The organism is Flavisphingomonas formosensis (assembly GCF_009755815.1).
In the GTDB taxonomy this organism is placed as follows: Bacteria; Pseudomonadota; Alphaproteobacteria; order Sphingomonadales; family Sphingomonadaceae; genus Flavisphingomonas; species Flavisphingomonas formosensis.
This window is the reverse complement of sequence record NZ_WRPK01000003.1, coordinates 1-26,880: the sequence shown is the minus strand read 5'-3', so window position 1 is coordinate 26,880 and position 26,880 is coordinate 1. Positions and strand designations below refer to the sequence as shown.

Genomic DNA, 26,880 nt, shown 5'->3' with positions numbered 1-26,880 from the left:
TCGACGCGCCGCCCGCCGGCGCCGCGCTCCGTTCGACCATCACCCGCGCGGCAGCGGCTTCACGTCATATTGGCTGGTCGGCATGCAATCGACCGGCACGTCGCCGATGAAGCGCGCGCAGCTGTCCATCATCGCCTTGTAATTGGCCGCCTGCTTTTCGGGTTGGCCGGGCGCGTCATAATAGACGCCCTGATCGTTGAGCGCGGCATAAGGGAAGCATTCCTCGATGATCGCCACATAGCCGGCGGACTGTGCCGTCAAAGGACGCACGATCAGATTCTGGACATATTCGAACGTATCCTGCGTATCGATCGCCGGCGCGGTGTGCAGCCCCTGCCAGATGGCGCGCCATTCGGCATGTTCGAGATGGGCCGGCTTGGTGAGGAACACGATCTGCGAGAAACCCTCGGTCCGCTTGCCGGCTTCGGGCGGATAGCGATCGTTGGGCAGCGGATTGGACTCGGCCACCAGCCACGCCTCCCAGCGGCCGGCCTCGCCGATCAACGCGTCTATCGGCGCGCGCCAGGGATCATAGGCGGTGTCGACCCAGATCTGCACCACCGCCTCCATCTGCGGATCGGTCGCGACGAAGCGCGGGCTGTTGCCCCCGGAAACGGGCTCGTCCTGGATGTTGATGCGCAACGCCTTGACCAGTCCCGCGAGCTTGGGCGCTATCTCGTTCTTGAGGCGCGCGTTGAAGGACTCCCGCGTCTCGGCGGGATCGCGCCACAAGGCGTAGATCAGCTTTTCCATCGAACATCCTCACCCAGCTTGTGATTCTCCCCAGCTCTAGAGCAAGCCACATCGCTTGAGAATTACGCAGACCGTCAGACACATCGTTTTTGATGTCGGCAATGCGAAACACATGCCGCTTTTTATGCACGATTGCGGCGAGCGGAGATGGAAAAAAATCCGGCTGCCGGAGAACCGGCAGCCGGTGAGTGGAGGGATTGACGCCAGCAGGAGATGAAACATCCCCATGCCGAGCGATCGCCGTAAATTACGCTTGCAGGGCGGCGCCGTCACATCCAAACTCCGAGAATGGATCAGCAGACGACCATGAATAGCGCGCCTGATGAGATTGCAGGCGATGAGGGCAAGGCCATGCTGGCGGCATTGCGCCGGGCGCTGAAAGGCGCCGGCTGGACGCAGCTGAAGCTGGCCGAGGAATTCGGAGTCGCCAGCGCGACGATGAAGCGCTGGCTGCACGGGCGCGGCCTCTCCTTCCACACGCTCGAGCGGCTGTGCAGCTTCGCCGACATCACGATCGCGGACCTCGCCCAGGAAAGCCATGTCGCCGAACGCGAGCGCAACCAGCTCACCCTCGCCCAGGAGAAGGCGCTGACCGAGGATTCGGGTCTTTCTACGGTCTTCTTCCTGATCGTGAACGACTGGCCACCCGCCGAAGCGACCGAATATTTCAACATCCCGCAGGAAGACGTGGAACGCCACGTCAAGCGGTTGGAAAGGCTGGCGCTGATCGATCGCCGCTCCGGCGGGCGCGTCCGGGCCCGACTGGACCCAGCCTATGTCTGGCGGCGCGCGCCGATGCGGCGCCATTTCGACCGGGTGATGAAGCCTTATTTCCTCTCGATGGATTTCGGGCGTGCGGATGCGGTGTTCGGCGTCGAGACGATCAAGCTCTCTCCGCTCGGCCTCGCACGGCTGCGCGAGCGGATCGAGCAGTTCCGCACCGAATTGCGCGTGATGGCGCGGCAGGATCGCTTCGGGACCGTGCTCCCCGCCGACTGGTATGCGGTGCTCGCCGTCGCGCGGCCGATGAAGCCGGTGCTGTTCCCGGAGGATCAGTCCTCGGACTGATCCTCGTCCTCATCGTCGTCGCTATCCAGCTCTGCGTCCGCATCGGCGTCGACCGGCGCGCCAGTGTCGACGCTGAAGCCGATCTTGGCCATTCGCTCATTATATTTGATCGACTTGACCACGACCGACGTCTCGACCTGGGTGACGCCGGGCAGGACGAGAATCCGGTTGTTGGCGAGTTCGATCAGGCTCTCCAGCGTGGGGAAGAGACCAACGGCGAGCAGGTTGAACCGGCCGAGCGTGATGATCACGCTGCGCACCTCATCGATTTCGGCGATCGTCGCGGCGAGTTCGCGGGTCCGGCCGGTATCGTTGCGGATGCCGATGAAGGCCAGGGTCGGCCGGCCATGCTGGCGATTGTCGGTGATCGCGGTGAAGCGCAGCAGGCGGCGCTGCTGCAGCCGCTTGATGCGGGCACGGATCGTGCCTTCCACCAGCCCAAGCCGGCGGGCGATCGAGCGGTTGCTGAGCCGCGCATCCTCGCCCAGCAGATCGAGGATGCGGCGATCCAGATCGTCGAGTTCGACCAGGCTCATCGCGAAATCCCCACATCGAATTGATATTTGACGATATCGGCGGCGATGCCGACATCGATGCTGCGTATGCCGGGGATGCCTGCGATGCCGTCGATCACGCCGTTCGAAAGTTCGCCGAAATCATGCGCCGCGACGAGGATCTCGAGCTCGCGCGCGCCGGTGACGAGATGGACGGCGAAGACCTCCGGCAGCAATGCCAGCTCTCGCGCCACATCTTCCGCCGGGCGGCCATGGACCTCGACGCCTATGGCCAGCAGCACATCATAGCCATAGGCGGCGAAATCGGTGGCGGCGACGACGCGCAGGGCGCCCGTCGACGTCATGCGGGCGATGCGCGTGCCTACGGTCGCACGGGTGATGTTCAGCTTCCTGGCAATGTCGCGATTGGTGATGCGGCCATTGTCCTTGAGCAGCGCGACGATCGCCCGATCGACGTCGTCAAACTGATATACTGCCCCGTCCGCGACCATGAACCGTCCTTTTCCCTGCCCTTCCGTACGGCCACGCCGCCCCGCATGGCAAGCACGCTTCGAAGATCAACTCAAAGCTTCCAATTCGTATTCTTATTGACGTAATGATACGCATATGATCCAATAATGCAAAATATCATCTGCATATGGGCAAATGGGAGAGGCCTTGATGGGACGTCTGGAAAATCGGGTGGCGCTGGTCACCGGTGGCGGGGAAGGCATCGGCCGCGCAATCGCAAAGCTTTTCGCGGCCGAGGGCGCCGCGGTGGTCATCGCGGAGTATAATCGCGAAACCGGCGCCGCCGCCGCCGAGGCGATCCGCGAGGCCGGCGGCAAGGCCGAATTCATCGCGACCGACGTGAACGAGAAGGAGCAGCTGCTCGCCGCGGTCGATCTCGCGCTCAGCCGCTTCGGCTCGATCGATATCATCGTCAACAACGCCTATGGCGGCGGCCATCTGCGGCGCCTGGAAGACAAGCTGGACGAGGAATTCGATCACAGCGCGACGATGTCGGTAAAGGCGAGCTTCTGGGCGATGCGCGCCGCCTTCCCCCACATGAAAGCCAAGCATTGGGGCCGGATCATCAGCGTCTGCTCGCTGAACGGCGTCAACGCGCACATCTATTCGGCCGATTTCAACGCCGGCAAGGAAGGACTGCGCGCCCTGACGCGCACCGCCGCGCGCGAATGGGCGCAGCATGGCATCACCGCCAATATCATCTGCCCGGGCGCGGCGAGCAGCGCCTATCTGAAGTTCAAGGCCGCCAACCCGGACATGGCCGGCGCCATGGATGCGATGAACCCGATGGGCCGGATCGGCGACGTGGATACGGACATCGCTCCGGTCTGCCTGTTCCTCGCCAGCGAGGACAGCCGCTACATGACCGGCAACACATTGTTCGTCGACGGCGGCGGCCATATCAACGGCGTCGTCTGGGCGCCGGAGCCGGAATCGCTATAGCCCGCGCAGCACGGCGATTTCGCCTTGCGGCCCGGCCGGCGCAATGCTCTGTGCCGGGCCGTGACCGAAAGCGCTGCCCTCATCGCCGATCTTGCCGCCGAACGCCGCGTCATCGGCGCCCCACCGCATGTGCTCGGCCTTTGCGGTCCACAGGGTTCGGGCAAATCGACCGCCGCCGAAGCCGCCGTCCGCCTGCTCGCCGAACGCGGGCTGCGCGCGGCGGTGCTCTCGCTCGACGATCTCTATCTCGGCCGCGCGGAGCGGGCCGCGCTCGCCGCCGAAATCCACCCGCTCTTCGCCACGCGCGGCCCGCCGGGCACGCACGACGTGGCAGAAGGGGAGTGGATCATCGCGGCGCTGAAACGCGGCCACCCAGTTCGATTTCCCCGCTTCGACAAGATCGCGGACGATCGCCATGCCGAGCCGGCGCCATCCGTCGGCCCGCTGGACGTGCTGATCTTCGAAGGCTGGTGCATCGGAGCGGCGCCGCAGGACGAAGCGGATCTGGCACTACCGGTCAATGCGCTCGAAGCGGAATGCGATGCAGACGCCCTCTGGCGGCGCACGGTCAACCACCGACTCGCCACCGATTATCGCCCTTTGTTCGCCGCGCTCGACAGTCTCGTGCTGCTGCGCGCGCCGGCATTCGAAATCATCTTTCGCTGGCGCCTGGAGCAGGAGGAAACCAACCGGCTGCGCCACGACGCCCGCCACGGCGGCCGGCCGATGGATGCGGCGGCGATAGAGCGCTTCATCCGCCACTATGAGCGGCTGACTCGCCATATCGACGCCGAAATGCCGGCCCGCGCCGACCTGGTCATCCAACTCGACGAGGAGCGGCGTCCGATCGGCGCCCGGCACCGCGCCGGCTGAACGCGATCAGGACGGGACGTAAAGCTGCTGCACCTTGCCGCCGTCCACCGGCAGGCAGACGCCGGTTATGTAGGTGGATTCGTCCGACAGCAGAAAACGGATCGCCTGCGCGACCTCTTCCGGCCGGCCGCCGCGCCCCATCGGGATATTGGCGGACACCCGCGCATTACGCTCCGGATCGGCAGCCGCGAAGACTTCGGTGGCCGGAGTCATGATCTGCCCAGGCGCGATCACGTTGACGCGCACGCCGTGCGGCGCCGCCTCCATCGCCGCCACGGCGCTGAAATGGATCAGCGCAGCCTTGGAGGCGGAGTAGCTGGCCATCGCCGGCATGGCGAGCATGCCGTTCAGCGACGAAATGTTGACGATCGAACCGCGGCCTTGCGCGATCATCAGCTCCATCGCCGCCCGGGTGCCGACGAACACCGCGTCGGCATTCACCGCGAAATCATGCCGCCAATCCTCGAGCGTGAGGTCGGCGATCGTCTTGTAGGTGACGGCCATCGCATTGTTGACCAGCCCGTCCAGCCGGCCATGGCGCGCATGCACGCCGCGGATCAGCGCATCGAACGCGCGGGTATCGGACACGTCGAGCTGCAAGGCCTCGACCGAGCCGCCCGCCGCCTCGATCGCGGAGCGCGCCTCCTCGACCGGTCCGGCGCGCCGCGCGCACAGCACGACATGCGCGCCCTCTTGCGCGAGCAACATGCAGGCCGCGCGCCCGATACCTTCGCTGCCGCCCGTCACGATGATCACCCTGCCGGCCATCCTGCCCGTCATGCCTTCCCTCCTCCGCTTGTACGGCCGCGATGCCAATTCGTAATCATGGAGGCAAGTGGTTACGCATGATGCGCCGCGGGCAATCGACCTTTGTGGCCCGTTTCAGCAGCCGGACGCATATGGACGCGCTGCGGAACAGCGATGACAATCGCGCATACGGCTTTGTCAAACCGTGCCCCACATTACCGACGCGCATTTTTCTTTGATTTGCACCACGCATCGGTATATCAAGACAAACGACAGCCCAATGGCTGCGTATCAGCAAGAACGGCAAAGCCGCCCGACCAAGAGGGGATCCAGCATGCATTTCCGAAAAGCCGCCCGTGCGACTGCGAGCCTGCTCGCGCTGGGCATCGCTTTTTCCGGCCTCGACGCAACCCAGGCCGTTGCGCAGAATTCTACAGGCACTTCCGCGCAAAGCGAGGCCGATGGCGAAAGCCGCCTCGGCGACATCGTCGTGACCGCACGCCGCCGCGACGAATCACTGCAGAGCGTGCCGGTGTCGATCACCGCACTGACCGGCGATGCGCTGGCGGCCAAATCCATCGTCTCGGTGGACCAGCTCAGGAATTTCGCGCCGTCGCTCAACATTTCGGCGCAGGATCGCGGCGAAGCGACCTTCTATATTCGCGGCCAGGGCCCCGGCGTCGTCGGCGGCGGCCAGCGCAACTTCACCAGCGTCGCCACCTATTTCGCGGAAGTGCCCACGCCCATCGCCGGATCGGGTATGCTCTACGATCTGTCCAACGTGCAGGTGCTGAAGGGGCCGCAAGGCACGCTGTTCGGCCGCAACACGACGGGCGGTGCCGTGCTGTTCGAACCCAACAAGCCGACGCACAATCTCGAGGGCTATCTGAAATTCTCGGGTGGCAATTACCGTTATCGCGAAGTGGAAGCGGTACTGAACATCCCGCTGATCCAGGATGTGCTGGCCGTTCGCCTGGCCGGCGACGTGTCGCGCCGCCGCGGCTACACCACGAGCGTCATCACCGGCGAGCATCTCGATAGCCGCAACAACGACAGCTACCGCGTCTCGCTGCTGTTCACGCCGACGCCGGATATCGAGAACGTAACGATCGTCGACAGCAATTTCCGGGACAATACGGGGTCTGGCTTGCCGATCCGGCAGGTCTATCCGGGCGCGATCCTGGGTACGCTCGCCAATCCCATCCCCGAGAGCGTCCAAACTGCGCTAGGCATCTCATTGCCTTCCGAGTTTCTTTTGCGGGTATCAACTCCTGCAAACTCATCAATAGGCTGTCTTTCCGCGGCGCTGCCCGGCTGTGCCTCGGGTCCGTTCGGTAATGCCATTGCTGCATTCCAGGCCGCCGCGGCCGGATTGCAGGGTGGGAACCTTACGACGATGCAGGGCCTCGGCCTGTCCGGCTTCACGCCCGAACAATTCTATGCGGCACTGGCGCAGCAGCAGGCGCTCGGTCCGCGCAAGGTGCTGGAATCCAATTATCTGTTCCGCCGCAACCGCGATCTCGGCGTCACCAACAAGACGACGGCGCGAATCAGCGATACCATCACGCTCAAGAACATCTTCTCCTACCGGCGCGAGCGGACGGCGGAGACATCGAACATTTCCGGCCCGTTCAACTATATCTACAGCGTCTATCCCGCCGGCGAGGAACCCTATGTCCGCGGCTTCGAACAGTTCACCGAGGAGTTTCAGGTCCAGGGCAAGATGCCGGACATCGGCCTCGAATATGTGTTCGGCTACTATCACGAGCAGGCGAAGCCTGGCTTCTACCAAAGCTATCGCTCCTATGGTTTCGGCGAAATCACCAACACATCGCAAGATTATCGGGACAAGAGCGACGCGGTGTTTGGCCATGGTGAATTGAACATCACCTCGCGCCTGCAGATCAGCGGCGGGCTGCGTTATACATGGGACAGTCGTAAGGCCTCTTCGACAGTCACGCTCGATGACGGGAGTTGCCATCAAACCGACCCCGAGACCAAAGAACTAATCTGCCCGGCGACCGGAAAAGCGAAGTTCCACGCGCTGACCGGCGACGCCACCGTGCAATACAAACTGACGAGCCGGGCGCTGGTCTATGCCTCCTTCCGTCACGGCTACAAGAGCGGCGGCTTCAACCTGCCGGCCCCCACTGCCGATACCAAAACCTTCCAGCCCGAGAAGGTCAACGACATCGAAGTCGGCCTGAAGGCGGACTGGGATATCGGCGTGCCGCTACGGACCAACCTGGCCCTGTTCCGCGATAAATACAGCAACATCCAGATCTCGCTGCCGCTGTTCGTCAACGGCACCACCATCTCGGCGGTGCAAAATGCAGCGAGCGCGGTCAACAAGGGCATCGAGTTCGAAACGACGATCGTGCCGGTACGCGGCCTAAACCTCTCGGGCTATTTCTCCTATCTCTCGGCCAAGTGCCAGGTGGACGCGGGGACGGCCTGCCGCGTCGGACGGCAGATCGCCTATCAGCCCAAGTGGAAATGGGGCGTCAGCGGACAATATAAGCTGCCGATCGACGGCGCGGACGTCACGCTGAACGCGGATTATTCCTACACCGGAAAAGTCACCACGCCGGATCCCGACGCCAAGGCGGTCGGCCTTTCGGATACGCTGCCGAGCTACGGCATTCTCGGCGCGCGGATCGAATGGGCGAACGCCGTGGCGGATGGAATCGACCTTTCGGTGTTCGGTACCAACCTGACCAACAAGACCTACATCGTCGGCGGCTATTCGATCGCCTCCTTCCTGGGTGTGGAGCCCGTCCTCTATGGCGAGCCCCGCATGTACGGCGCCTCGATCCGCGTCCGCTTCGGCGGCAAATAATCCCTCCCGGGCGCGTTCCGGCGGCGGCCGGGACGCGCTCCCTGTTTTCCCTGTTCTGTGTTCGTGCGCCTTTTAGCTTCTGCCGCAATCCGATCCGCGCGGCGCCGTTTGACGCGCGAGCCGACCCAGCCTAGCCCTTTGCCGCTCATCATGGGAAGGCGCAGCATGGCAGGCATAGCGGGTTTCGATCATGTCGCGATCACCGTCGCCGATCTGGAGGCGACCTGCCGCTTCTATGACAGGCTGTTCGGCGCAGAGACCCATGTCGATCACAGCGTCGGCGGCCGCACGCTCGTCCGCCAGATCCGGCTCGGGGGCGCCATGCTGAGCGTGCACCAGGCGGGCAACGGCATCGATCTGGTGGCGCGCCGGCCGACCGAAGGCTCGGCCGACATCTGTTTCCGCTGGTCGGGAACCATAGCAAGCGCCGCCGCGAGGCTGGATGCAGAGGGCATCGCCCCCGTCGAAGGCCCGAGCCCGCGCCGGACCAGCGATGGAGTACCGAGCCAATCCCTCTATTTCCGCGATCTGGACGGAAATTTGATCGAGCTGATGGCGGCCGACTGAAAGCTCGGCGGAGCCGATGTCGTTGATTCTCGATGCCATCACTCAACATGAACAAATCTACAGCATAACGTCCTCAAGAAGAAGGACGAGCCAACCCTCCAATGCTGCGGAACCTTGGGTCGAGGGTAGCCGTTTACTGCGCCACCGAATGGATATCGGAGTGAGTACCATGTCTCGTTTAGGTCATGTCGCTCGCGGCATTGGTGTTTCTGCGCTGATGCTCGCCGCGAGTTCGCAGGCGTTCGCCGAAGGCAAAGCCGATCGTGCGCGCCAAGCGATCGCCCAGGCCCAGGGCAAAATCGAAGCAGCGCATATCGTCGGCACCGGCAGCGAAGTTCCCGCCATCCACGCGGAGGCGCTGGCCGCGCTCCGTGCCGCCAAGGAAGACCTGGCGTCCGGCCACAAGGAACGGGCGATTGCCGAAGCCAATCGCGCTTCCGCGCTTGCCGACACGGCAGTGGGCGAGGCGCAGGCCAATCGCGCTGCCGACGATCGCGCAGCGCGCGAGGATGCGGCAGCCACCGCCGCACAGGCACAGCAGGATGCCGCAGCGGCCAATGCCCGCGCCGCGGCGGCCGAGCAGGCAGCCTCCTCGGCTCAGGCCGACGCGGCTATGGCACGCAACGCGCCACCCGTCATGATCGCGCCAGCCCCCACGACCACGGTCACGACGCAGACCGAAAAGCGCACGGCGATCTCTTCGACGCCCAAGCGCCGGGTCGTCGTCCGCTCGGCACCGCGCACCGCGGCAGTCGAAAAGACCACGACGACGGTGACGACGTCACAGAATTGAACTCGCGGAAATGATGGCGGCGCCGGCCTGACTCAGGCCAGCGCCGCCACTCTTTTCACGACCCTGTCGACCAGCGCGTCCAGCCCCTCGCGCACGATCCGGTCGCTGTCGCCCAGCGCGATGAAGGGCAATGTCTCATCCACCAGCGCCCTTTCCTCCGGCGTGAGCAGAGGCAGCGAAGTTTCGAATGCGATGAGGTGCGACGGGCGCTGCAATTCCGAGTCGGCGATCATGTGGGTGCGCAGCAGGCCGACCGTGCCGGATAGGAACCAGGTCGAAATCTCGACGAGATCCGTGCCCCTCAAGCCCTGGTCATGCATCACCCTGAGCGGCGGCATCTGGATCTTGAACCAGGCCGGCGCAATCTCCTCCCCCCATCCCATCAGCCGCGTGAGCGACGGGCAGCGTTCGAACAGCATAGCCAGCGAATCCTGCCAGACGCGAAGTTGCTCCACCCAGGGAAGCGCCAGATCGGGATAGACGAATTCCGCGAAAATCCGATCCGAAAGCGCGCGCAGAAGCTGGTCGCGCGTAGGGAAGTAGCGATAAAGCGCGGTCGCGCTGACCGACAGATCCCGCGCCACCTGCGCCATCGAGAGATCCATCAGCGGATGGCGCTGCGTAAGATGGCTCAACGCCGCCTCGACGATCGCCTGTTCCGAGAGAATCGGCGGCCTTCCGCGCCCTGCCGACGCGCCTGCCTCCGTTACTGACATTCGTCCCCCTTGACGCGTTGGAGAATTAGTTTAGCCATATACACAAATAAGTCCGATCGCATTTGCGTAAAGAGGCTTTGTGATCGCAGCGCATGCTGAACCCGGGAGACGAACCATGACCAGCTACCTCATTCGCGGCGGAACGATCGTTGATGGCACGCTGAAACCCGCATACCAAGCCGACCTGCGTGTCGCGGGCGGCCGCATCGATGCAATCGGCCCCAACATCGCAGCCCAGGAAGGCGACGAGATCGTCGATGCCGCCGGCTGCTACGTGACGCCGGGCTTCATCGAGCCCCACACCCATTTCGATGCGACGATGTGGTGGCAGAACGATCTGAATCCCCTTCCCGGCTACGGCGCGACCACGATCGTGATGGGCAATTGCGGCTTTTCGGCCGCCCCGATCTCCGACGATCTGAAGGTACGCGACGAAATAGTCGGCATCTTCGCCTTTTTCGAGGATATCGACAAGCAGGCCTTCGTCAACGAGCTGCCGTGGGACTGGCGCAAATGGTCCGAATACAAGGCCTCGATGACGGCTAAGGTGAAGCTGCCGCTCAACTACGCTTCCTTCGTCGGCCATATTGCCATCCGCCTCGCCGTGATGGGGCTGGATGCGTGGACGCGCGCCGCGACCGACGAGGAAATCGCCCGTATGTGCGAGTTGCTCGACGACGCGTGCAAGGCGGGTGCGATGGGTCTTTCGACCAATCAGCTCGATTTCGACGGCGACGAGCGCCCGGTGCCGACCTTCGCGGCCGAGGACAAGGAATATCGCGCGCTCTTCGAGGTGCTGGACCGCAATCCGGGCTCGGTCTGCCAGGTGGTGATGGATACGTTCATCCGCCTCACCTGCCCCGCCGCGCTCGAGCGCTTCGCGCGCCTGACCGAGGGACTCAACGTCCGCGTCCAATGGGGCGGCCTGCCGACGCTCGAATTCCAGAAGCCGATCCTCGGCGACCTGCAGAAGCAGCATGAGCAGTTCAAGGCCGAAGGCCGCGATTTCTGGACGGCCTACACCCATGTTTCGCCGACCAACACGCTGTCGCTCACCAAATCGCTGATCTTCGCCCAATCCGGCGATTTCGTCTGGCACGAGGTGGTTGCGGCCGAGAGCTGGGAAGAAAAGGAGCGCCTCCTCGCCGATCCGGACTGGCGCGCCCGCGCCCGCGAGAGCTGGGACACCAAGGCCTGGGCGCATGCGCCGATGAACAACCCGGACCGGCTGCTCCTTCGCAACTCGGACAATGGCGTCGGCCCGATGAACCTGACCCTCGTCGACTATATGAAGATGACGGGCATCGAGCATCGTTCTGACGCCATGGCCGACTGGATCCTGCGCAACGGCGTGAAGTCCACCGTCCACATGGCGCCCTTCCCGATGAACGAAGAGGTGATCATCGAGCTGATCCGCGATCCCAAGTCGGTCGGCAACGTCTCCGACGCAGGCGCGCATGCGCAGATGTTCTGCGGGCCGGGCGAGAATATGCTGCTGTTCACTTATTATGTGCGGCAGGGCAAGATCACCATCGAGGAGGCGGTGCACGTCCAGACCGGCAAGCTGGCCGAGCATTTCAACCTCGCCGATCGCGGCGTCCTGCGCGTCGGTGCGCCGGCCGACATCACCGTGTTCAACATCAACGAGATCGAGCGGCGCGAGGAGCGCAAGATCTTCGACGCGCCTGACGGCATGGGCGGCATCACCTGGCGCTACACCCGCGATCCGGCGCCCATGCGCCTGACCCTGGTGAACGGCGTTCCGACGTTCGACCGGAACGGCGCCACCGGCACGCGGCCGGGCGAGTTCCTGGCGCCGTCCGCCGCCCCGGCTGCATTTGCGGAGGCTGCCGAATAGGCCAGCCTCACCCCTTCTTCGACTGACCCACGGGAGAGATGGGCCGCCCGACAGAGCGATGACGCCTGGGCGGCCCCAATGACATGCAACCAACGCAGCGTGGCTGAACATGGGGCGGGCCTTGGCTCGCTCCAGTGTCTTTGTGTCGCGATTTCCAGGTCGCCGGATCGGACATTCGGCTCGAAATCGCCCTAAGGGGAGAGATTACCCGTGCATCGCCTGAAGTTTTTCGCTGCCGTTCTCGGCAGCTCGACCTTTCTTGTGCCCGCCGCATTCGCACAAACCGCTACGCCGGCTCCCGACGGCGGCGGCCTTTCGGAGATCGTCGTCACCGCGCAGAAGCGCGAGCAGAATCTGCAGGACGTGCCGATCGCCATCACCGCGCTGAATTCGCAGGCGATCGCGAATGCCCGCGCGACCAGCATTGCCAATCTGAGCGGCGTCGCGCCGAACGTCACCGTCAACGACCAGGGCGATCCCAGCGCGCCGGCGATCACGATCCGCGGCATCGGCTGCTGCGCGACGCTGAACGCGGTCGATCCCAAGGTCGGCATCTATATCGACGGCGTCTATATCGGCCGAGCGACCGGCGGCCTGTTCGACCTGGCCGACATCGAGCGCGTCGAGATTCTGCGCGGGCCCCAGGGCACGTTGTTCGGCCGCAACGCGACGGCGGGCGCGATGAGCCTGATCACGCGCGAGCCGACCGGCAAGCTCGGCATCAAGCAGGACCTGTCCTACGGCAATTACAACGCCTTCCGCTCGCGCACGACGATCAACCTGCCCGCCTGGGGCCCGCTCAGCGTCTCGGCCACCTATCTGCACGATCAGGTGGACGGCTATGCCAGGAACGGCCTCGGCGGCATGACGATCGACTTCGGCCCGGCAACCGGCGGCCGCTATGGCAAGCTGACGGCCGCCAAGCGGCTCGGCGGCCATAATACTGATGCGGTGCGCATCGCCGCCCGCCTCGAAGCGACCGACGATCTGACGGTCGACTATAAGTTCGACTATACGGATTCGAACGCCACACCCGAGCCGTCGCAGGTGCTCGGCCTCGGCGACGCGGGTGCCGCGAGCCCCGACCTTGCGGGCCTGATCCTGGGCCAGTCCCTGCTCGGCGGTCACAACAATATCTTCACTCCGGCGAACAAGGCATCCAACACCGTCTATAATTTCAGCACGAACCAACATCTCCAGGTCGGCGGGCACAGCCTGACCCTGAACTGGAAGGCGAACGACACCGTCACGCTCAAGAGCATCACCGCCTATCGCTGGTACAAGCTCGATCCCAACGCGTTCGATCTGGCGGCGACCGGCGGCATGGTCGTCCCCGACGGCATGGGCGGCACGATACCGTTCGCCACCCTGCTCAGCGTGCGCCAGTCGAAGCAGCACCAGTTCAGCCAGGAGTTGCAGCTCAACATCTCGACCGACCATCTCGAGTTCGTCGCCGGCGGCTTCTATTTCAAGGAGCGCGCGCCCGCTTATGATCCGCTGTTCGGCTTCAGCCTGGCTGGCGCCCCGCAGCTGTTCCCGGGCAATGTCGCCTATACGGCGGGAAGCGGCATCACCAACTCGATCTCGAAGAACGAGTCCAAGGCGGTCTACGCGCAGGCCACCTATCATGTGACCGACCAGCTCGACGTCACCGGGGGCATCCGCGCCACGTGGGACAACCGCTTCGTCAACATCTCCAGTCTGCAATTCACGAATACGAATGTGGGGCTTGGCGAGCACACGTCGAACTTCAGCCACGTCGATTATACCGCCGTGCTGACGTACAAGCCGACGCGCGACATCACCGCCTATGCCAAGATCGCGACGGGCTACGTGTCGGGCGGCATCGTCGCCGGCCAGTCGTTCGAGCCGGAGACGCTGAAGAATTACGAGATCGGCATCAAGTCCGAGCTGTTCGATCGTCGGCTGCGCGCCAATATCGACGCCTACTATATGGATTATCGCAACCTGCAGGTGCAGACCTTCGGCGCGAACGGCCTCGTCTATGACAATGCCGGCAAGGCGAAGGTGAAGGGCGTCGAAGCCGAATTCGAGGCGGTGCCGGTGGACAAGCTGACGCTGGGCATGAACCTCGGCTACCAGCAGTTCATCTACAAGACCTACGTCACCGGCGGCGTCGACATCGGCGAGACCGGCCTGGATATCGCACGTCCGCGCGATACGCCGAAATGGAACCTCAAGCTGTCGGCCGATTATCGCTTCCCGGAATTCGGCAACGGCGCGGAGCCGTTCGCCCGGATAGATGCCCGCTACCGCTCGAAGGCGTTCGCGAACATCACGCCGGTCGGCGTCGCTTCGACCGAGGCGGTGACCAACATCGATCCCTACTGGATCGTCGATGGACGCGTGGGCGTGCGCTCGTTCGACCTCGGCCGGATCAAGGCCTCCGCTTCGGTCTGGGCGATGAACATGTTCAACAGCCGCAAGATCCTGTTCGCCAACAATCTGAGCACCGTGGTGGCGGCGACCTTCGTCCACCCGCGGACCTACGGCATGGACCTCTCGATCGATTTCTGATCGATGGCCCGACGGGGAACGGGGCCTGCTCCGTTCCCCGCACTGCAGCATTTCACGAGCGCCTTGTGCGCGCAAAATGTCACTATCCTGTCAAAAATGCTGCCGATATTCCCAAAATCGACAGGGAATCGCTACGCGTCGCGAAGAGAGCGATTGACTTTGGCGATATAATGAGCAGCATTCATTATATCGATTTCGGACTTGGGGTGGGGTCCGCCGATCTTCCTCCCCCTGTCCTCCACGAAGGAGAATCGAACCACCGATTGCCGGCATCCGAGATGGCAAAGCCACATGAGGCGGCCGGGCAATCATATAACTCATCTCAATGGGAGGGATGCCAGATGAAATGCACTTTCGCCGCCATGATCATGGCCGGCACGTCCGTCGTTGCCACCGGTACTGCGCTTGCGCAAAACACTGCACCTGCCGAGCAGGGCCTTCAGGACATCGTCGTCACCGCGCAGCGCAAGGAGGAAAACCTCCAGAAGATCCCGGTTGCCGTCACCGCGGTGACTTCAGCCCAACTCGAAAGCCTGCGCGTCACCAACGCCAAGAATCTCGCCGGCCTCGCGCCGAACCTGCAGATCAACACGCAGGGCGTGCAGTCCAACCCGACGATCACGATCCGCGGCATCTCCTCGGGCGTGTCGAACAACGGCGTCGATCCCAAGGTCGGCATCTATGTCGACGGCGTCTATATCGGCCGTACCGTCGGCTCGGTCTTCGACCTGGCGGATATCGAGCGCGTCGAGGTGCTGCGCGGCCCGCAAGGCACGCTGTTCGGCCGCAACGCCACCTCGGGCGCGATCAACATCACCACCGCAGTGCCGACCGGCAAGTTCGGCATCAAGGGCAATGTGTCCTACGGCAATTATGACGCCAAGCGCGCAAAAGTTACCGTGAACCTGCCGCAGTTCGGCCCCTTCTCCGTCAAGCTCAGCTATCTGCATGACGAGATCAAGGGCGACACGAAGAACCTGATCGGCGGCCAGACGATCGACATCTCACCGCGCGATCCCAGCTTCGGCACGCTGCGCTATGCGAAGCGGCTCGGCGGTCGCAACATCGACGCCTTCCAGGCAGCGGTGCGCGGCGAGTTCGGCAATCTGACGGCGGACTACAAGTTCGACTACACCGACTCCCGTCAGGTCGGTCGTGCCGTGCAGAATTTTGGAGCAGAAACCAACGCAACCGGTCCGCTGCTTAACCCGATCGCGCAATTCCAGGGCCCAGTGGACCTGACCGCGTTTGGACTCGGGGTTTATCCTGGTACTGGCGGCATCACGAACACCTCGACAACGCGTCTGAACGCCGTCGCCAACGCGACCAGTCAGGAGCATATCGTCACTCAAGGCCACAGCCTGACACTGACCTTGCCCGCCAACGACAACCTTACCGTCAAGAGCATCACCGCCTATCGTAAGTTCAAACAGGATCCGTCGATCTTCGATCTCTCTGGCACCGGTGGACTTTTGTTCTCCGCCAACCAGTTCTATTCGCTACTCGGTGGCAATATCCTCGGAGTCATCGCTCCCGGAAATCAACCGACGTCGAACGATCGCTTCTTCGCGCTGCTCACTGCGCGCAAGACGAGCCAAAAGCAGTTCAGCCAGGAAGTACAGTTTCAGCTGACGACCGATCCGTTCGACCTGACCGCCGGTCTCTTCTACTTCCACGAAAACTCTCCGGCGACCGATGTCCTCGGGGTGATGGTACCTACCGATGGCGGCGTCTATTCGGTTCTACCGGCTCTCGATTCGACCTTCGGCAACGGCGTGACCCGCACGCGTTCGATCAACGACTCCATGGCCGGTTACGCACAGGGTACGTGGCATGCGACCGATACGCTCGATATCACGGGCGGCCTGCGCTATACGATCGACGATCGCCACACCACGATCTACAGCATCAGCGGCGGCCAGGGCGTCGGCGTCGGACCCGGCAAATATCATGTCGAGTTCAAGAAGCTGAACTATACCGGTATCGTCACCTGGCGGCCGAACAATAAGACGACCGCCTACGCGAAGGTCTCGTCCGGCTATGTGGCCGGCGGCCTCCTGAGCGGCATCCCCTACAAGCCGGAAACGCTCACCGCCTATGAGCTCGGCCTCAAGGCGCAAGGCTGGAACAACCGCGTGCGCGGCAATCTGGCGCTGTTCTACAGCGACTATAAGGACCTGCAGATCCAGGACTTCCGCAACGGCGTGCAGACGTTCAACAATGCCGGCAAGGCCCACATCAAGGGCGTCGAGGCCGAAGTCGAGGTCAATCCGGTCAGCGGGCTGATCCTGAGCGGGAACGTCGGTTACTCCGACTTCAAGTTCAAGCAATATATCGTCGGCGGAGTCGACATCGCCGCGACCGCCTATCCGCCCTATGTTTCGAAGTGGACCGGACGAGCCAGCGCGCAATATTCGGCGCCGGAATTCTCGAACGGCAGCTACTTCTCGGCCCGGATCGACGCGAGCTACAAATCGGGTTACCGGCTCGTCGCCCAGCCCTATGTGCCGGCCGCCTACAACCCGGACATCAACGCCAACAACCAGCGCCCCGGCTACTGGCTGGTCGACGGCCGTGTCGGCCTGATGGACTTCCCGCTTGGCGGAGCGAAGGCATCGCTCTCCGCTTTCGGACAGAATCTCTTGAACAAGAACTACGTCTCGTTCGGCGCCCCCGTGCTGTTCCTCTCGGGCAGCTACGAGCGTGGCCGGACCTACGGCGTGGAACTCGGCTTCAACTTCTGACCGACGGTGCCCCGATGAGCGAGACAGGCAAGACACTTCAGAACAAGGTCGCTCTCGTCACCGGGGCAAGCAGGGGCATCGGCCGGGCGATCGCGCAGAGGCTGGCGGCGGCAGGTGCCACCGTCGTCGTCTCCGCGCGATCCAAGGCGGTGCCAGCGGCTGCGAAGCGCTTCGGCGCCGAGCAGGTCGTGCCCGGCACATTGGAAGAAACCGCCCAGCTGATCGAGCAGGCGGGCGGCACGGCCATCATCCTGCCGGCCGACATCGAAAACCCGTCCGAGCGGGACGGCCTGATCGATCGGGCCGTCACCGCCGCCGGGCGGATCGACATAGTGGTCAACAATGCGGGCTTTGCGGACTATGCCCGCATCGACGCCATGTCCGACGACACGTTCGAGCGGACCATCGCGCATTATCTGCGCACGCCCTTCATCCTCTCGCGCGCCGCCATCCCGCACATGAAGCGGCAGGGCGCGGGCTGGATCGTGAACATCGGCTCGGTGACGGCGCTGCCGCCGGGCAAGCCCTATCAGGATTATGCCAAGGCGGGCGGCGACACCGTCTATGCCGCGATCAAGGCCGCGCTGGACCGCTTCACCCAGGGGCTCGCCGCCGAGCTGCAGGACGACAATATCGCCGTCAACGTCGTGGCGCCCTCCACCGCGATCCGCACGCCGGGCGCCGACCAGCTCATCCCACAGGATTATCCAACCGAGGACGTGGCCTATCTGGCCGAGACCGTGCTCGCCATGTGCGAGCTGCCGGCCGCCGAACGCACCGGCCAGATCGGCTACAGCATGCACTGGCCCGCGCATCACAAGCGCACGGTGATGAGCCTCGACGGGAAGACGGCCCTGTCCCCGGCGGTCCCGCCGGCCTGGTCGCACCCGGCGATCGACCCATCCGGCGGCTGACCGCCGACAACCTGTCTTCCATTTTCACAAGCTCGAACACAGGAATTCATCATGCGCGGATTGGACGGAAAGGTCGCGGTGATCGCCGGCGGCGGCGGTATCGGTGCGGAGACGGCGCGGCGGCTGGCGAGCGAGGGCTGCAACGTCATGCTCGGCGACATCGCCATCGGTCCGGCCGAAGCAGCCGCGGCCGCAATCACGGCGGAAGGCGGCGCGACCTGCGTCGCCCATGCGTTCGACGCCTCGGACGATGCCTCGGTGAAGGCACTCGTCGATGCCGCGATCGCCCGCTTCGGCCGGGTCGACTTCATGCACGCCAATGCCGCGGACATGGTGTCGATCCGCAGCGACACCGACGCGCTGACCATCGACCTCGACGTCTATGACCGGACCATCCAGGTCAACCAGCGCGGCTATCTCTCCTGCACGCGCCACGCGCTGCCGCATCTGATCGCGAACCGCGGCGCGATCGTCTACACCAGCTCCTCCGCCGCCCATATGGGCGAGCCGGAGCGCGTGGCCTATGCGATGACCAAGGCCGCCGCAAACGCGCTGATGCGCCATGTCGCATCCCGCTGGGGCAAGGAAGGCGTGCGCGCCAATTCCATCTGCCCGGGCATGGTGCTCACCCAGCAAATCAAAGAACATATTCCGCAGGAATTCGTGGATCGAGTATTGCTGGCCCATCGCAGCTGGCGGCTGGGCGAGAGCGAGGATATCGCGGCGATGGTGGCAATGCTCTTCTCCAAGGATGGCGAGTGGATCACCGGACAAGTGATCGCGGTCGACGGCGGCGCCTCGATCCGGCCATGACCGGCATCATCCGCCTGCCTGCGCGGGACATCCCGCTTCCCGCCTCGATGAGCCCGGAAGCGCAGGCGCTGTTCGCGGCGATCGCCGACAGTCCGGCGCGGGGAGGAATGCCGGAGGGCAATGATCCCGTGGCGTGGAAACGCGCGATCGCCGAGGCGGAGGAGAGCGTCCTGCCGATGCTGCGGCCGCTCGACGCCCTTCCCGGCTTCGCTCGCGAGACCATCTCAGCAGGCGGCGTCACCACCTTTGTGGCGACGCCGGAGGGTGCGCCGGGCGATCGCGTCTATCTCGACATCCATGGCGGCGGCCTCGTGATGCTGGCGGGCGAGGCGACCCGGCTCATGGGCCTCATGATGGCCTCGCGCGTCGGCGTCGACACCTATTCGCCCGATTATCGCATGCCGCCGGATCATCCCTATCCGGCCGCGCTGGACGACTGCCTCACCGTCTACCGCCATCTGCTCGACCGCTATCCGCCGGAGCGCATCGTGGTCGGCGGCGCATCGGCCGGCGGCAATCTCGCCGCGGCGCTGGCGCTGCGGGCGCGGGACGAGGGGCTGCCGCTGCCGGCCGGGCTGGTGCTGCTGACGCCCGAGCTCGACCTCACCGAATCCGGCGACAGCTTCATCACGCTGCGCGGCATCGACGTGATGCTGCGCAGCCCGCTGATGCCGGCCAACCGGCTCTATGCAGCGGGCGAGGACCTCGCCCAACCCTATCTCTCGCCGCTGTTCGGCGATTTCGCCAAGGGCTTCCCGCCCACCCTGCTGCAGGCCGGCACGCGCGACCTGTTCCTCTCCAACGTGGTGCGCATGCACCGCGCCCTGCTGAAGGCCGGCGTGCCGGTGGAGATGCACATCTTCGAGGGCATGCCCCACGGAGGCTTCGGCGGCGCCCCCGAGGATCGCGATCTTGCCGAGACGGTGGGGCGGTTCGTGGCGGAGTGTTTCCGCAGAGAGGCCTGAATCAGGGGCGTCCCTCCGTCCCGTTCTCCGATAGTCCCAAACCACGGCGATCGTGACTCGATCCCGTTCAGGCTAAGCTCGTCGAAGTCCTTTCCTTGCTTTTAAGGGCGTGAATCAGAAGGGAGTGCTTCGACAGGCTCAGCACATACGGCAAGAAATGGGCCGCGATCTTCCCGGCTGGCAAGGTAAAGCGTTACGCCGTCGCCTCTTCGGGCGCGAGGAGCACCGAGAAATCGCCCTTGTGCATCGCCCAGCTGCAGTCGCGGCGCACGATCCGCCAGCCCTGCGGCTTGCGCTCCCAGCGATCGACATATTCGCCGTTGGTATCCAGATAGAGGTGGCTGCGCGCGCCCGCGCCCTGATGGCGGGCCTGGACATAGGCGCGGCTCACCGCGCTGTCCCCGTCCAGCTCGATCATCACGCTGCCGAGGAGATGCTGGGATGGGCCGCAGACATCGAGGAACTGGCGGAACTGATCGCGCATCGCATCGATCCCGTCCTGCTCGCGGCCGTCGCCATAGTTGAACGTCACCTCGTCCGCGAACACCTCCCCCACGCTCTCCCAGCGGCGGCCGTCGAGCATGCGGGCGAAGCGCCCGAGCTGGTCCATGATCGCCCACCGATCGCAGTCCGACATCGCCATCCTCCTTGTTCGCGCAGATGCTTATGCGTAATCAGATTGGCATAGCCATACGCAAACGGGAAGGGATTCTACCATGGAAGTACGGAAAGGCATATTGCGCACGCCGGACGAGCGCTTCGCCGATCTGCCGGACTTCCCGTTCGAGCCGCATTATGCGGAGGTTTCGAGCGCGCTCGGCCCGCTCCGCATGCATTATCTCGACGAAGGGCCGCGTGACGCGCCGGTCGTCCTGATGCTGCACGGCGAGCCGACCTGGAGCTTCCTCTACCGCAAGCTGATCGGACCTATCACCGCCGCCGGCTACCGCGCGGTAGCGCCGGACATGATCGGCTTCGGCCGGTCGGACAAACCGATGCGGCGGGAGGATTACGGCTTCGATCGCTTCACCGGCTGGATCCGCGAACTGGTGCAGGCGCTGGATCTCGATCGCATCATCCTCGTCTGCCAGGATTGGGGTGGCCCGATCGGGCTGCGGGTGCTCTCCGAAATGCCCGAACGCTTCGCGGGCGTGGTCACCGCCAACACGCTGCTGCAGAATTGCGAAGCCCCGCCGCGCGGCGTCTCCCCCTGGCCAGGCGAGACGATCGCGAACTGGATGGAAACATGTCGCACCGCCACCGATCTTCCCATCGGCCCGGTGATTGCCGCTACCTTCGTCACCGAGCCCGGTCCCGGCGTGATCGCCGCCTATGAGGCGCCTTTTCCCGACGCTCGCTACAAAGCGGGTCCATCCCAGATCACCTGCGGGATCCCTGTGGCCGAAGGCGACGAGGGGCTGGAGGCAAATCGCCGTGCGTGGACGGTGCTGGAGGGCTTCGAAAAGCCTTTCCTCACCGCCTATAGCGACAGCGATCCTTCGACCATTGCCTGGGAGACCGTCTTCCAAACGCGCGTTCCCGGCGCGAAGGGTCAGCCCCATAGCCGAATCGCCGGGGCCGGGCATTTCCTGCAGGAAGAGCAAGGCGAAGCCCTTGCCGGCGTCGTGCTCGATTTCCTGGAACGCAATCGCCTACGCAATTGACACAAATCCGGCACGTTGCTCCGGAATCGCGTCTGCCGGCTGCGCATGGGGCTTGCCGATCGCCAATTCGGAAATTAGTTTCGAAATTGGCTCCCGGCAGTGCAGGCCGCGTTCGGATTCGCGGCGGCGTCGGCCGGACGCATGGGAGAGACAGATATGGGCACTGAGATTGCATCGAAGGTCAGCGACGCCGACCTCGCTTACTACAATGGCAGCGGGCCGAAAATCACCACGGAGAGCTCGACCCTGATCAGCTCCTCGCCCTATCTGAACCATCCCGAGTTGCGCTCGCTGATCGCGCAGGAGATGCTGCGTCGCAACGGTGCGGATCTGCCCAATACCGCCTACATTCCGAATGTCGTGAAGATCATGATGGAGCTGGAGGATTATCCCAAGCTCATGCAGCTCTTCGAGGAAGAAAAGGCGCGCCTGCCGGAATTCAAGAACTGGCTGGAGGGCCGCAAGCTCTCGAACTTCACCGTGGACGAAGTGAAGGGCGGCGAGCCCGGCACGCTGCGCGCGGTGATCTACGATTTCCTGGCCCATAGCGGCTATAATATCGACCATTTCTATCAGGGCATGGAAATCCAGAGCGACTTCGACTTCTACCTGAAAGAGCGCACCCACACGCACGACATCGAGCATATGATCACCGGTTTCGAGACGGATCATTGCGGCGAGATCGCGCTGCTGGCGGCGAACCTGCGCGCCACCTGCAAATATTTCAAGCCGGAGCTCGCGGCCTTTTTCCTACGCACCATGTGCTATCTGCGCGCCAAGACCTATATGAAGAGCTCGCTCTTCTACCCTGAGAGCCTGGTGCTCGAGATGGAGGCCGAGGACATCGGCGCCGCGCAGGGCCGCAACTGGAAATATCCGCTCTTCCTCGTGCCCTATCGCGACTATCTCGATTGGAAGATCGTCGATCTGCGCGAGGAACTTGGTATCACCGCGGCCCCGCCGTCCGGCTACTGGAAGTACACCACGGCGCTCAGCGAAGATCCGCGCTCGGCCAATGACGATCACGGCCACGCCGTCGCCGCCGAATAAGCAGACCGGTTTTCGTCAGGCCGCCCCGGTGCCCCGTGCACCGGGGCGGTTCTTTTTTGGCGGGTAGCGGCGGCAAGACAAAGGGCCGGGCGCATGACGTGCCCGGCCCTTTGCAATCGCCAAAAAGCCCGAGCTGTCAGCGGCAGCGAACGTTCCCGCGATCGATCGAACGGCCGAGCACCGCGCCGCCGCCCGCGCCCAGCAACGTGCCGAGCGTATCGCCGCCGATCGCATTGCCCAGCAGGCCGCCGGCGATGCCGCCGATCACGAGGCCCGTCGTGCCGTCGTTCCGGCGGCAATAGTAGCGGCCGTCGCCGCCGCGATAGATGCGATCGTCACGGCCCAAGCGGCGCGCGCGATAATTGCCGCGATGATAGTGGCGAGCGGGATCCCAGCCGTCGTTCCGGTCGCCACGCCAGCCACGGTCACGGCGATCATGATCATGGGGTCGCGCAAGCGCCGCCTCCGGGGCCGCGGCCACGCCGATCAGGCACGCCATGAGCGCGGAAACGAGGAAGCCCTTCATGATCTGCTCCTTTCTTTGTCGTTCAACCCGGTCAGCACGCGACAATTCAAGTCACGCGATACGAACCCGTAACAATTCGCTTCGGCCCGGATGGTTCCACGAAAAATGAACTTCATGTCATCAACTCTGGAAAGGCCGGTCTTTCGTACGTTCCCCGTCCCGCCCAAACCGTGTAGCAGACCCAACTCCAATCGACGCCGACCAGGACTGCCGCCATGGATCTCGACACGCTGCTGCTCCACTATTTCGGCTCGGACGATCCCGAGACTCTCGACGAGGCGACGCTAGCCACCGGCAAGGAGAGGCTTGCGATCGATTTCGGCGTCGAGCAGGAGCCGGGCCGCCGCTTCGCGCTGTGGACGCTGATGGAAACCTTCGGCATCGCGCCGCCGCCAGCCGAAGCATTTGACGAACCGCGCCTGCGCCGCGCGGCGGAGGATTATCTGTCGGCGGCCTGGCGGATGGAGCGGGATTGAGCGGCGCTCAGCCGACGCGCTCGAGCCCTGCGGCATAGCGGGCGCGGCGATCGACATAGCCCGTTGCCGAAGCACGCAGACCGGCGATCTGCGCGTCGTCGAGCGTGCGCACCGCCTTGGCCGGCGCGCCGACGATCAGGCTGCCGGCTGGGAAGCTCTTGCCCTCGGTGACGAGCGCGTTGGCGCCGACCAGGCAATTGTCCCCGATCACAGCGCCGTTGAGCACGGTCGCCCCCATGCCGATCAGCACATTGTCGCCGACGGTGCAGCCGTGCAGGATGGCGTGATGGCCGATGGTGCAGCCGGCACCGATGGTCAGCGGGCTGTCCGGATCGGAATGCAACATCGCGCCATCCTGGATGTTCGTGCGATCGCCGATCAGGATCGGGGTATTGTCCGCGCGCACCACGGCCCCGAACCAGATCGTCGCCTCGCGGCCGAGATGCGCATCGCCGATCACATCGGCGGACGGCGCGATCCAGCTCGACCCATCTTCCGGCAAGATCGGTGACTTGCCATCGATAGCGTAGAGCGGCATCGGCTTTCCTCCTTCAGGGATTCGCCGCGACCCTAGCCACCGCGCGCCGGACCGCAAGAGAGCCCTTTGCCGTGTGCGAGCCGCCCATTCGGGATGCGCGAATAGCATCGCACCCAGCAAGGCTGAAAAAGGCCCGATCAGCCGCCGCCGTCGATCTGGATGTCGACGCCGTTGACGAAATCATTTTCGGGATGCGCCAGGAAGGCGATGGCCGAGGCAATATCCTCCGGCCGGCCCAGTCGCCCGCTGGCGCAGGGCACCAGCTTGCGCGCGGCCCATGCCTCGATATCGGCCCATTCCTCGGAGTCCAGCTTGCCCTTCGCCATGGCCCGCACCCAGCGCGTGTTGGTCTCGGTCAGCACGAAACCGGGGCTGATGCAGTTCACGGTCACGCCGCTGCGGATCAACGCCTTCATCAAGGTACGCGTCATGTTCCGGATCGCCGCCTTCGCGCCCTGATAATCCGGGATCTGCGCCATCGGGAAGGAGACGATGCCGCTGGACAGGAGGATGATGCGTCCCCACCCGCGCTCCTTCATCTCCGGCGCGAAGGCATGGGTGAGGCGCACCATCGAGCCGACATTGGAATCATAGGTCGCCAGCCAGTCCGCCGGCGAGGCGTCGAACCATCGGGCCAGGCCCTGCTGGGCGGAATCGCCGCCGGCATTGTTGACCAATATATCGATCGTGCCGACCGCAGCACGCGTCGTCGCGATCACCTCGGCCGCCTCGGCATCGCTCGAAAGGCTGCCGATCGCTACATGCGCCGCGCCCCCCGCAGACCGCACCATGTCCGCCGTCGCATGGGTGCGGTCGGCATTGCGGCCATGGACGACGAGGGTCGCCCCCATTCCCGCCAGGCGCACAGCGGTCGCCGCGCCGATCCCCCCGCTGGCGCCCGTCACGAGCGCCGTCTTTCCCGCCAAAGGCCCAGCCATCATCCCTCCCCGCCTTCCATGCAATCGTCTGCGGCGGCCGTGCTGCCCGGCCCGCATGTGCCAGGCCAGATCCGAAAGTGACAGGTGCCGGACATCGATCGGCAGGCCGGCACTTCGTGGCCCCATAATGCAGCCTGGCTCGGAACGACGATCGGATCCATGGCGTGACGACTGACGCCGGCGCCGGGCTTTCCCTGGTTTCACGCCCGTGCCATGCTGAGCCCATGACGATACAGAGCCAGCCGCGCACCGCCGGCATCAGCCGGTTCGCCGCGGCCCGCAAGGAGAATAATCTCGGCAATCTGCGCGAATCCGCGGAGGGGTTGCTGCGCGAGCGCGGCTATGTCGCCGTCTCGGTGGACGATATCGCCAAGGGCGCCGGAGTCACCCGCCGCACCTTCTACAAGCATTTCGACGGCAAGCTCGACATCGCCATGGATATCTTCGTCCGCCAGATGGAGAAATCCAGGCGGATGTGGGGATCCCTGACCGAGACCGACTTCCACGACGCGGACGCGGTGCTGGCGTGGGTCCACCGTCTCATCGACTATTATAACGGCAATCCGATCACCCGCATGATGCTGGAAGTCGGCGTGTTCGAGCCGGAAGCAACGGAGCGGCTCCAGTCGATCGCGCCGAGCCTGATGGGCGAACTCGGCAAGGACATTCCCGCCTTCGCGTTCACGGGGAATGCCGAAGAAAAGGAGCGCTGGGCCGAGGCCTGGATGCTCGTTATGCACATCATGAACAACGCCTTCATGCTCAGCGCGGGTTTTTCGTTGGTCGAGCCGGACATGGCAGCGCGCCTGCTCGCGCGGCAGCTCCATCGCTTCATCGAGGCCCATGACCTCACCCCTGCCGTGCAGCGCCGTCGCGCCGGCTGAACCGCACTCGCCAAACCTGGCGGTACGGGGGCGCTCCCGACCTTCGATCGCGAGCATTCATTGGCAATTTCAGGGGCCGCTTCATCTCGCAGGCGCCGGCCGAGCGCGAGCAGGAACTGGCGCAAGCCGCCAAACGATAGGCGCGGCGGCGCCGCAAACTCCTATCTGGAAATCGCCGGATCGCTCGCTTATAGCGGCGGCACGTCGATCGATGGCATCTTGCCCATCGGCATGCGGGCGTGGTGAAATTGGTAGACGCGCCGGACTCAAAATCCGGTTCCGCAAGGAGTGTCGGTTCGAGCCCGACCGCCCGCACCACTTTATGTTTGAGCCTCAGGCGCCGGCAGCGACATCCGTCGCTTTGGCTATCCTCGCATAAGCTCGGGCGGCCGGTCGGCCTTGCGAACCCTCATGGGTTCGGTGGTGGCGAGCCTCAGGCGCCGGCAGCGACGTCCGTCGCTTTGGCTATCCTCGCATAAGCTCCGGCGGCCGGTCGGCCTTGCGAACCCTCACGGGTTCGGTGGTGGCGAGCCTCAGGCGCCGGCAGCGACATCCGTCGCTTTGGCTATCCTCGCATAAGCTCGGGCGGCCGGTCGGCCTTGCGAACCCTCACGGGTTCGGTGGTGGCGAGCCTCAGGCGCCGGCAGCG

At 64.3% G+C, this 26,880-nt stretch carries 25 protein-coding genes and 1 tRNA gene; 17 read left to right on the top strand and 9 right to left on the bottom strand.

The annotated features are described in order from the left end of the window. Nucleotides 1-39: 39 nt before the first annotated feature. Nucleotides 40-753 (bottom strand): EthD domain-containing protein, encoded by a 714-nt coding sequence (locus GQY20_RS09545; protein ID WP_157216862.1) that lies wholly within the window; start codon nt 751-753, stop codon nt 40-42. A 306-nt stretch (nt 754-1,059) separates the two neighbouring features. Here GQY20_RS09545 and GQY20_RS09540 point away from each other — a divergent pair, with 306 nt between their 5' ends. Next, nucleotides 1,060-1,821, top strand: coding sequence for a helix-turn-helix domain-containing protein (locus GQY20_RS09540; RefSeq protein WP_232475979.1), 762 nt, complete (start codon nt 1,060-1,062; stop codon nt 1,819-1,821). Here the strand turns inward: GQY20_RS09540 and GQY20_RS09535 are convergent. After that, complete coding sequence (locus tag GQY20_RS09535) at nt 1,806-2,357, bottom strand: Lrp/AsnC family transcriptional regulator (protein ID WP_157216860.1); 552 nt, start codon at nt 2,355-2,357, stop codon at nt 1,806-1,808. The genes GQY20_RS09540 and GQY20_RS09535 overlap by 16 nt on opposite strands. Next, the gene (locus tag GQY20_RS09530) at nt 2,354-2,827 is read right to left on the bottom strand and encodes an Lrp/AsnC family transcriptional regulator (RefSeq protein WP_157216859.1); all 474 of its coding nucleotides are present in this window, start codon (nt 2,825-2,827) and stop codon (nt 2,354-2,356) included. Before GQY20_RS09530 ends, GQY20_RS09535 begins: the two co-directional genes overlap by 4 nt. A 169-nt stretch (nt 2,828-2,996) precedes the next feature. Between GQY20_RS09530 and GQY20_RS09525 the strand changes: the two genes are divergently transcribed. Beyond that, nucleotides 2,997-3,788, top strand: a complete 792-nt coding sequence (locus tag GQY20_RS09525; RefSeq protein ID WP_157216858.1) for an SDR family NAD(P)-dependent oxidoreductase — start codon at nt 2,997-2,999, stop codon at nt 3,786-3,788. 60 nt (nt 3,789-3,848) lie between these two features. Beyond that, nucleotides 3,849-4,661, top strand: coding sequence for a kinase (locus GQY20_RS09520; protein WP_157216857.1), 813 nt, complete (start codon nt 3,849-3,851; stop codon nt 4,659-4,661). 6 nt (nt 4,662-4,667) lie between these two features. On the opposite strand, the gene GQY20_RS09515 is transcribed toward GQY20_RS09520, so the two are convergent. Beyond that, entirely contained in the window at nt 4,668-5,441 is a 774-nt protein-coding gene (locus GQY20_RS09515; protein WP_157216856.1) for an SDR family NAD(P)-dependent oxidoreductase, read from the bottom strand. 301 nt (nt 5,442-5,742) lie between these two features. On the opposite strand from GQY20_RS09515, the gene GQY20_RS09510 reads away from it, so the two are divergent. The 3 genes from GQY20_RS09510 (at nt 5,743) to GQY20_RS09500 (ending at nt 9,607) form a co-directional block, all read left to right on the top strand. Beyond that, the gene (locus GQY20_RS09510; protein WP_157216855.1) at nt 5,743-8,247 is read left to right on the top strand and encodes a TonB-dependent receptor; all 2,505 of its coding nucleotides are present in this window, start codon (nt 5,743-5,745) and stop codon (nt 8,245-8,247) included. Between the two features lie 165 nt (nt 8,248-8,412). Further along, nucleotides 8,413-8,814 carry a VOC family protein gene (locus GQY20_RS09505; RefSeq protein ID WP_157216854.1) on the top strand — a complete coding sequence of 134 codons (402 nt, stop codon included), beginning with the start codon at nt 8,413-8,415 and terminating at the stop codon, nt 8,812-8,814. A gap of 22 nt (nt 8,815-8,836) precedes the next feature. Next, nucleotides 8,837-9,607, top strand: coding sequence for a hypothetical protein (locus GQY20_RS09500; RefSeq protein WP_332836086.1), 771 nt, complete (start codon nt 8,837-8,839; stop codon nt 9,605-9,607). Nucleotides 9,608-9,639: 32 nt separating this feature from the next. Here GQY20_RS09500 and GQY20_RS09495 read toward each other — a convergent pair whose 3' ends face one another. Next, complete coding sequence (locus tag GQY20_RS09495; RefSeq protein ID WP_157216853.1) at nt 9,640-10,323, bottom strand: TetR/AcrR family transcriptional regulator; 684 nt, start codon at nt 10,321-10,323, stop codon at nt 9,640-9,642. A gap of 115 nt (nt 10,324-10,438) precedes the next feature. Between GQY20_RS09495 and GQY20_RS09490 the strand changes: the two genes are divergently transcribed. The 6 genes from GQY20_RS09490 to GQY20_RS09465 all read left to right on the top strand — a co-directional run bounded on the left by GQY20_RS09490 (nt 10,439) and on the right by GQY20_RS09465 (nt 20,155). After that, complete coding sequence (locus tag GQY20_RS09490; protein WP_157216852.1) at nt 10,439-12,181, top strand: N-acyl-D-amino-acid deacylase family protein; 1,743 nt, start codon at nt 10,439-10,441, stop codon at nt 12,179-12,181. A gap of 210 nt (nt 12,182-12,391) precedes the next feature. Beyond that, the gene (locus GQY20_RS09485) at nt 12,392-14,719 is read left to right on the top strand and encodes a TonB-dependent receptor (RefSeq protein WP_157216851.1); all 2,328 of its coding nucleotides are present in this window, start codon (nt 12,392-12,394) and stop codon (nt 14,717-14,719) included. 341 nt (nt 14,720-15,060) lie between these two features. Continuing rightward, nucleotides 15,061-17,463, top strand: a complete 2,403-nt coding sequence (locus tag GQY20_RS09480) for a TonB-dependent receptor (RefSeq protein WP_157216850.1) — start codon at nt 15,061-15,063, stop codon at nt 17,461-17,463. 14 nt (nt 17,464-17,477) lie between these two features. Next, the gene (locus GQY20_RS09475) at nt 17,478-18,377 is read left to right on the top strand and encodes an SDR family NAD(P)-dependent oxidoreductase (RefSeq protein ID WP_157216849.1); all 900 of its coding nucleotides are present in this window, start codon (nt 17,478-17,480) and stop codon (nt 18,375-18,377) included. Between the two features lie 51 nt (nt 18,378-18,428). Beyond that, nucleotides 18,429-19,190: an SDR family NAD(P)-dependent oxidoreductase gene (locus GQY20_RS09470; RefSeq protein ID WP_157216848.1), complete on the top strand. Its 762-nt coding sequence runs from the start codon at nt 18,429-18,431 to the stop codon at nt 19,188-19,190. Continuing rightward, complete coding sequence (locus GQY20_RS09465) at nt 19,187-20,155, top strand: alpha/beta hydrolase (protein ID WP_157216847.1); 969 nt, start codon at nt 19,187-19,189, stop codon at nt 20,153-20,155. The genes GQY20_RS09470 and GQY20_RS09465 overlap by 4 nt, the downstream gene beginning before the upstream one ends. Before the next feature lie 193 nt (nt 20,156-20,348). On the opposite strand, the gene GQY20_RS09460 is transcribed toward GQY20_RS09465, so the two are convergent. Then, nucleotides 20,349-20,792 (bottom strand): nuclear transport factor 2 family protein, encoded by a 444-nt coding sequence (locus GQY20_RS09460; protein WP_157216846.1) that lies wholly within the window; start codon nt 20,790-20,792, stop codon nt 20,349-20,351. 79 nt (nt 20,793-20,871) lie between these two features. Between GQY20_RS09460 and GQY20_RS09455 the strand changes: the two genes are divergently transcribed. Both GQY20_RS09455 and GQY20_RS09450 read left to right on the top strand, forming a co-directional pair. Then, a complete protein-coding gene (locus GQY20_RS09455; RefSeq protein ID WP_157216845.1) occupies nt 20,872-21,819 on the top strand; it encodes a haloalkane dehalogenase in 948 nt (315 codons plus the stop codon). A gap of 156 nt (nt 21,820-21,975) precedes the next feature. Next, complete coding sequence (locus GQY20_RS09450; RefSeq protein ID WP_157216844.1) at nt 21,976-22,869, top strand: Coq4 family protein; 894 nt, start codon at nt 21,976-21,978, stop codon at nt 22,867-22,869. 136 nt (nt 22,870-23,005) lie between these two features. On the opposite strand, the gene GQY20_RS09445 is transcribed toward GQY20_RS09450, so the two are convergent. Beyond that, the gene (locus GQY20_RS09445; RefSeq protein WP_157216843.1) at nt 23,006-23,395 is read right to left on the bottom strand and encodes a glycine zipper 2TM domain-containing protein; all 390 of its coding nucleotides are present in this window, start codon (nt 23,393-23,395) and stop codon (nt 23,006-23,008) included. Nucleotides 23,396-23,610: 215 nt separating this feature from the next. Between GQY20_RS09445 and GQY20_RS09440 the strand changes: the two genes are divergently transcribed. Further along, entirely contained in the window at nt 23,611-23,871 is a 261-nt protein-coding gene (locus GQY20_RS09440; protein ID WP_157216842.1) for a hypothetical protein, read from the top strand. Between the two features lie 7 nt (nt 23,872-23,878). Here the strand turns inward: GQY20_RS09440 and GQY20_RS09435 are convergent, their stop codons facing one another. Together GQY20_RS09435 and GQY20_RS09430 are read right to left on the bottom strand one after the other, a co-directional pair. Continuing rightward, nucleotides 23,879-24,409, bottom strand: coding sequence for a gamma carbonic anhydrase family protein (locus tag GQY20_RS09435; RefSeq protein ID WP_157216841.1), 531 nt, complete (start codon nt 24,407-24,409; stop codon nt 23,879-23,881). A 137-nt stretch (nt 24,410-24,546) separates the two neighbouring features. Next, nucleotides 24,547-25,347, bottom strand: coding sequence for an SDR family NAD(P)-dependent oxidoreductase (locus GQY20_RS09430; protein WP_157217308.1), 801 nt, complete (start codon nt 25,345-25,347; stop codon nt 24,547-24,549). 224 nt (nt 25,348-25,571) lie between these two features. On the opposite strand from GQY20_RS09430, the gene GQY20_RS09425 reads away from it, so the two are divergent. Then, a complete protein-coding gene (locus tag GQY20_RS09425) occupies nt 25,572-26,231 on the top strand; it encodes a TetR/AcrR family transcriptional regulator (protein ID WP_157216840.1) in 660 nt (219 codons plus the stop codon). Between the two features lie 233 nt (nt 26,232-26,464). Continuing rightward, nucleotides 26,465-26,549 (top strand) — tRNA-Leu (locus GQY20_RS09420). The last annotated feature ends 331 nt before the right edge of the window (nt 26,550-26,880 follow it).

What these genes read in the sequence shown, in the direction of transcription:
- GQY20_RS09545 (WP_157216862.1), bottom strand. Translation starts at nt 753, where the DNA reads ATGGAAAAGCTGATCTACGCCTTGTGGCGCGATCCCGCCGAGACGCGG.
- GQY20_RS09540 (WP_232475979.1), top strand. Translation starts at nt 1,060, where the DNA reads ATGAATAGCGCGCCTGATGAGATTGCAGGCGATGAGGGCAAGGCCATG.
- GQY20_RS09535 (WP_157216860.1), bottom strand. Translation starts at nt 2,357, where the DNA reads ATGAGCCTGGTCGAACTCGACGATCTGGATCGCCGCATCCTCGATCTG.
- GQY20_RS09530 (WP_157216859.1), bottom strand. Translation starts at nt 2,827, where the DNA reads ATGGTCGCGGACGGGGCAGTATATCAGTTTGACGACGTCGATCGGGCG.
- GQY20_RS09525 (WP_157216858.1), top strand. Translation starts at nt 2,997, where the DNA reads ATGGGACGTCTGGAAAATCGGGTGGCGCTGGTCACCGGTGGCGGGGAA.
- GQY20_RS09515 (WP_157216856.1), bottom strand. Translation starts at nt 5,441, where the DNA reads ATGACGGGCAGGATGGCCGGCAGGGTGATCATCGTGACGGGCGGCAGC.
- GQY20_RS09510 (WP_157216855.1), top strand. Translation starts at nt 5,743, where the DNA reads ATGCATTTCCGAAAAGCCGCCCGTGCGACTGCGAGCCTGCTCGCGCTG.
- GQY20_RS09505 (WP_157216854.1), top strand. Translation starts at nt 8,413, where the DNA reads ATGGCAGGCATAGCGGGTTTCGATCATGTCGCGATCACCGTCGCCGAT.
- GQY20_RS09495 (WP_157216853.1), bottom strand. Translation starts at nt 10,323, where the DNA reads ATGTCAGTAACGGAGGCAGGCGCGTCGGCAGGGCGCGGAAGGCCGCCG.
- GQY20_RS09490 (WP_157216852.1), top strand. Translation starts at nt 10,439, where the DNA reads ATGACCAGCTACCTCATTCGCGGCGGAACGATCGTTGATGGCACGCTG.
- GQY20_RS09480 (WP_157216850.1), top strand. Translation starts at nt 15,061, where the DNA reads ATGAAATGCACTTTCGCCGCCATGATCATGGCCGGCACGTCCGTCGTT.
- GQY20_RS09475 (WP_157216849.1), top strand. Translation starts at nt 17,478, where the DNA reads ATGAGCGAGACAGGCAAGACACTTCAGAACAAGGTCGCTCTCGTCACC.
- GQY20_RS09470 (WP_157216848.1), top strand. Translation starts at nt 18,429, where the DNA reads ATGCGCGGATTGGACGGAAAGGTCGCGGTGATCGCCGGCGGCGGCGGT.
- GQY20_RS09465 (WP_157216847.1), top strand. Translation starts at nt 19,187, where the DNA reads ATGACCGGCATCATCCGCCTGCCTGCGCGGGACATCCCGCTTCCCGCC.
- GQY20_RS09460 (WP_157216846.1), bottom strand. Translation starts at nt 20,792, where the DNA reads ATGTCGGACTGCGATCGGTGGGCGATCATGGACCAGCTCGGGCGCTTC.
- GQY20_RS09455 (WP_157216845.1), top strand. Translation starts at nt 20,872, where the DNA reads ATGGAAGTACGGAAAGGCATATTGCGCACGCCGGACGAGCGCTTCGCC.
- GQY20_RS09450 (WP_157216844.1), top strand. Translation starts at nt 21,976, where the DNA reads ATGGGCACTGAGATTGCATCGAAGGTCAGCGACGCCGACCTCGCTTAC.
- GQY20_RS09445 (WP_157216843.1), bottom strand. Translation starts at nt 23,395, where the DNA reads ATGAAGGGCTTCCTCGTTTCCGCGCTCATGGCGTGCCTGATCGGCGTG.
- GQY20_RS09440 (WP_157216842.1), top strand. Translation starts at nt 23,611, where the DNA reads ATGGATCTCGACACGCTGCTGCTCCACTATTTCGGCTCGGACGATCCC.
- GQY20_RS09435 (WP_157216841.1), bottom strand. Translation starts at nt 24,409, where the DNA reads ATGCCGCTCTACGCTATCGATGGCAAGTCACCGATCTTGCCGGAAGAT.
- GQY20_RS09430 (WP_157217308.1), bottom strand. Translation starts at nt 25,347, where the DNA reads ATGGCTGGGCCTTTGGCGGGAAAGACGGCGCTCGTGACGGGCGCCAGC.
- GQY20_RS09425 (WP_157216840.1), top strand. Translation starts at nt 25,572, where the DNA reads ATGACGATACAGAGCCAGCCGCGCACCGCCGGCATCAGCCGGTTCGCC.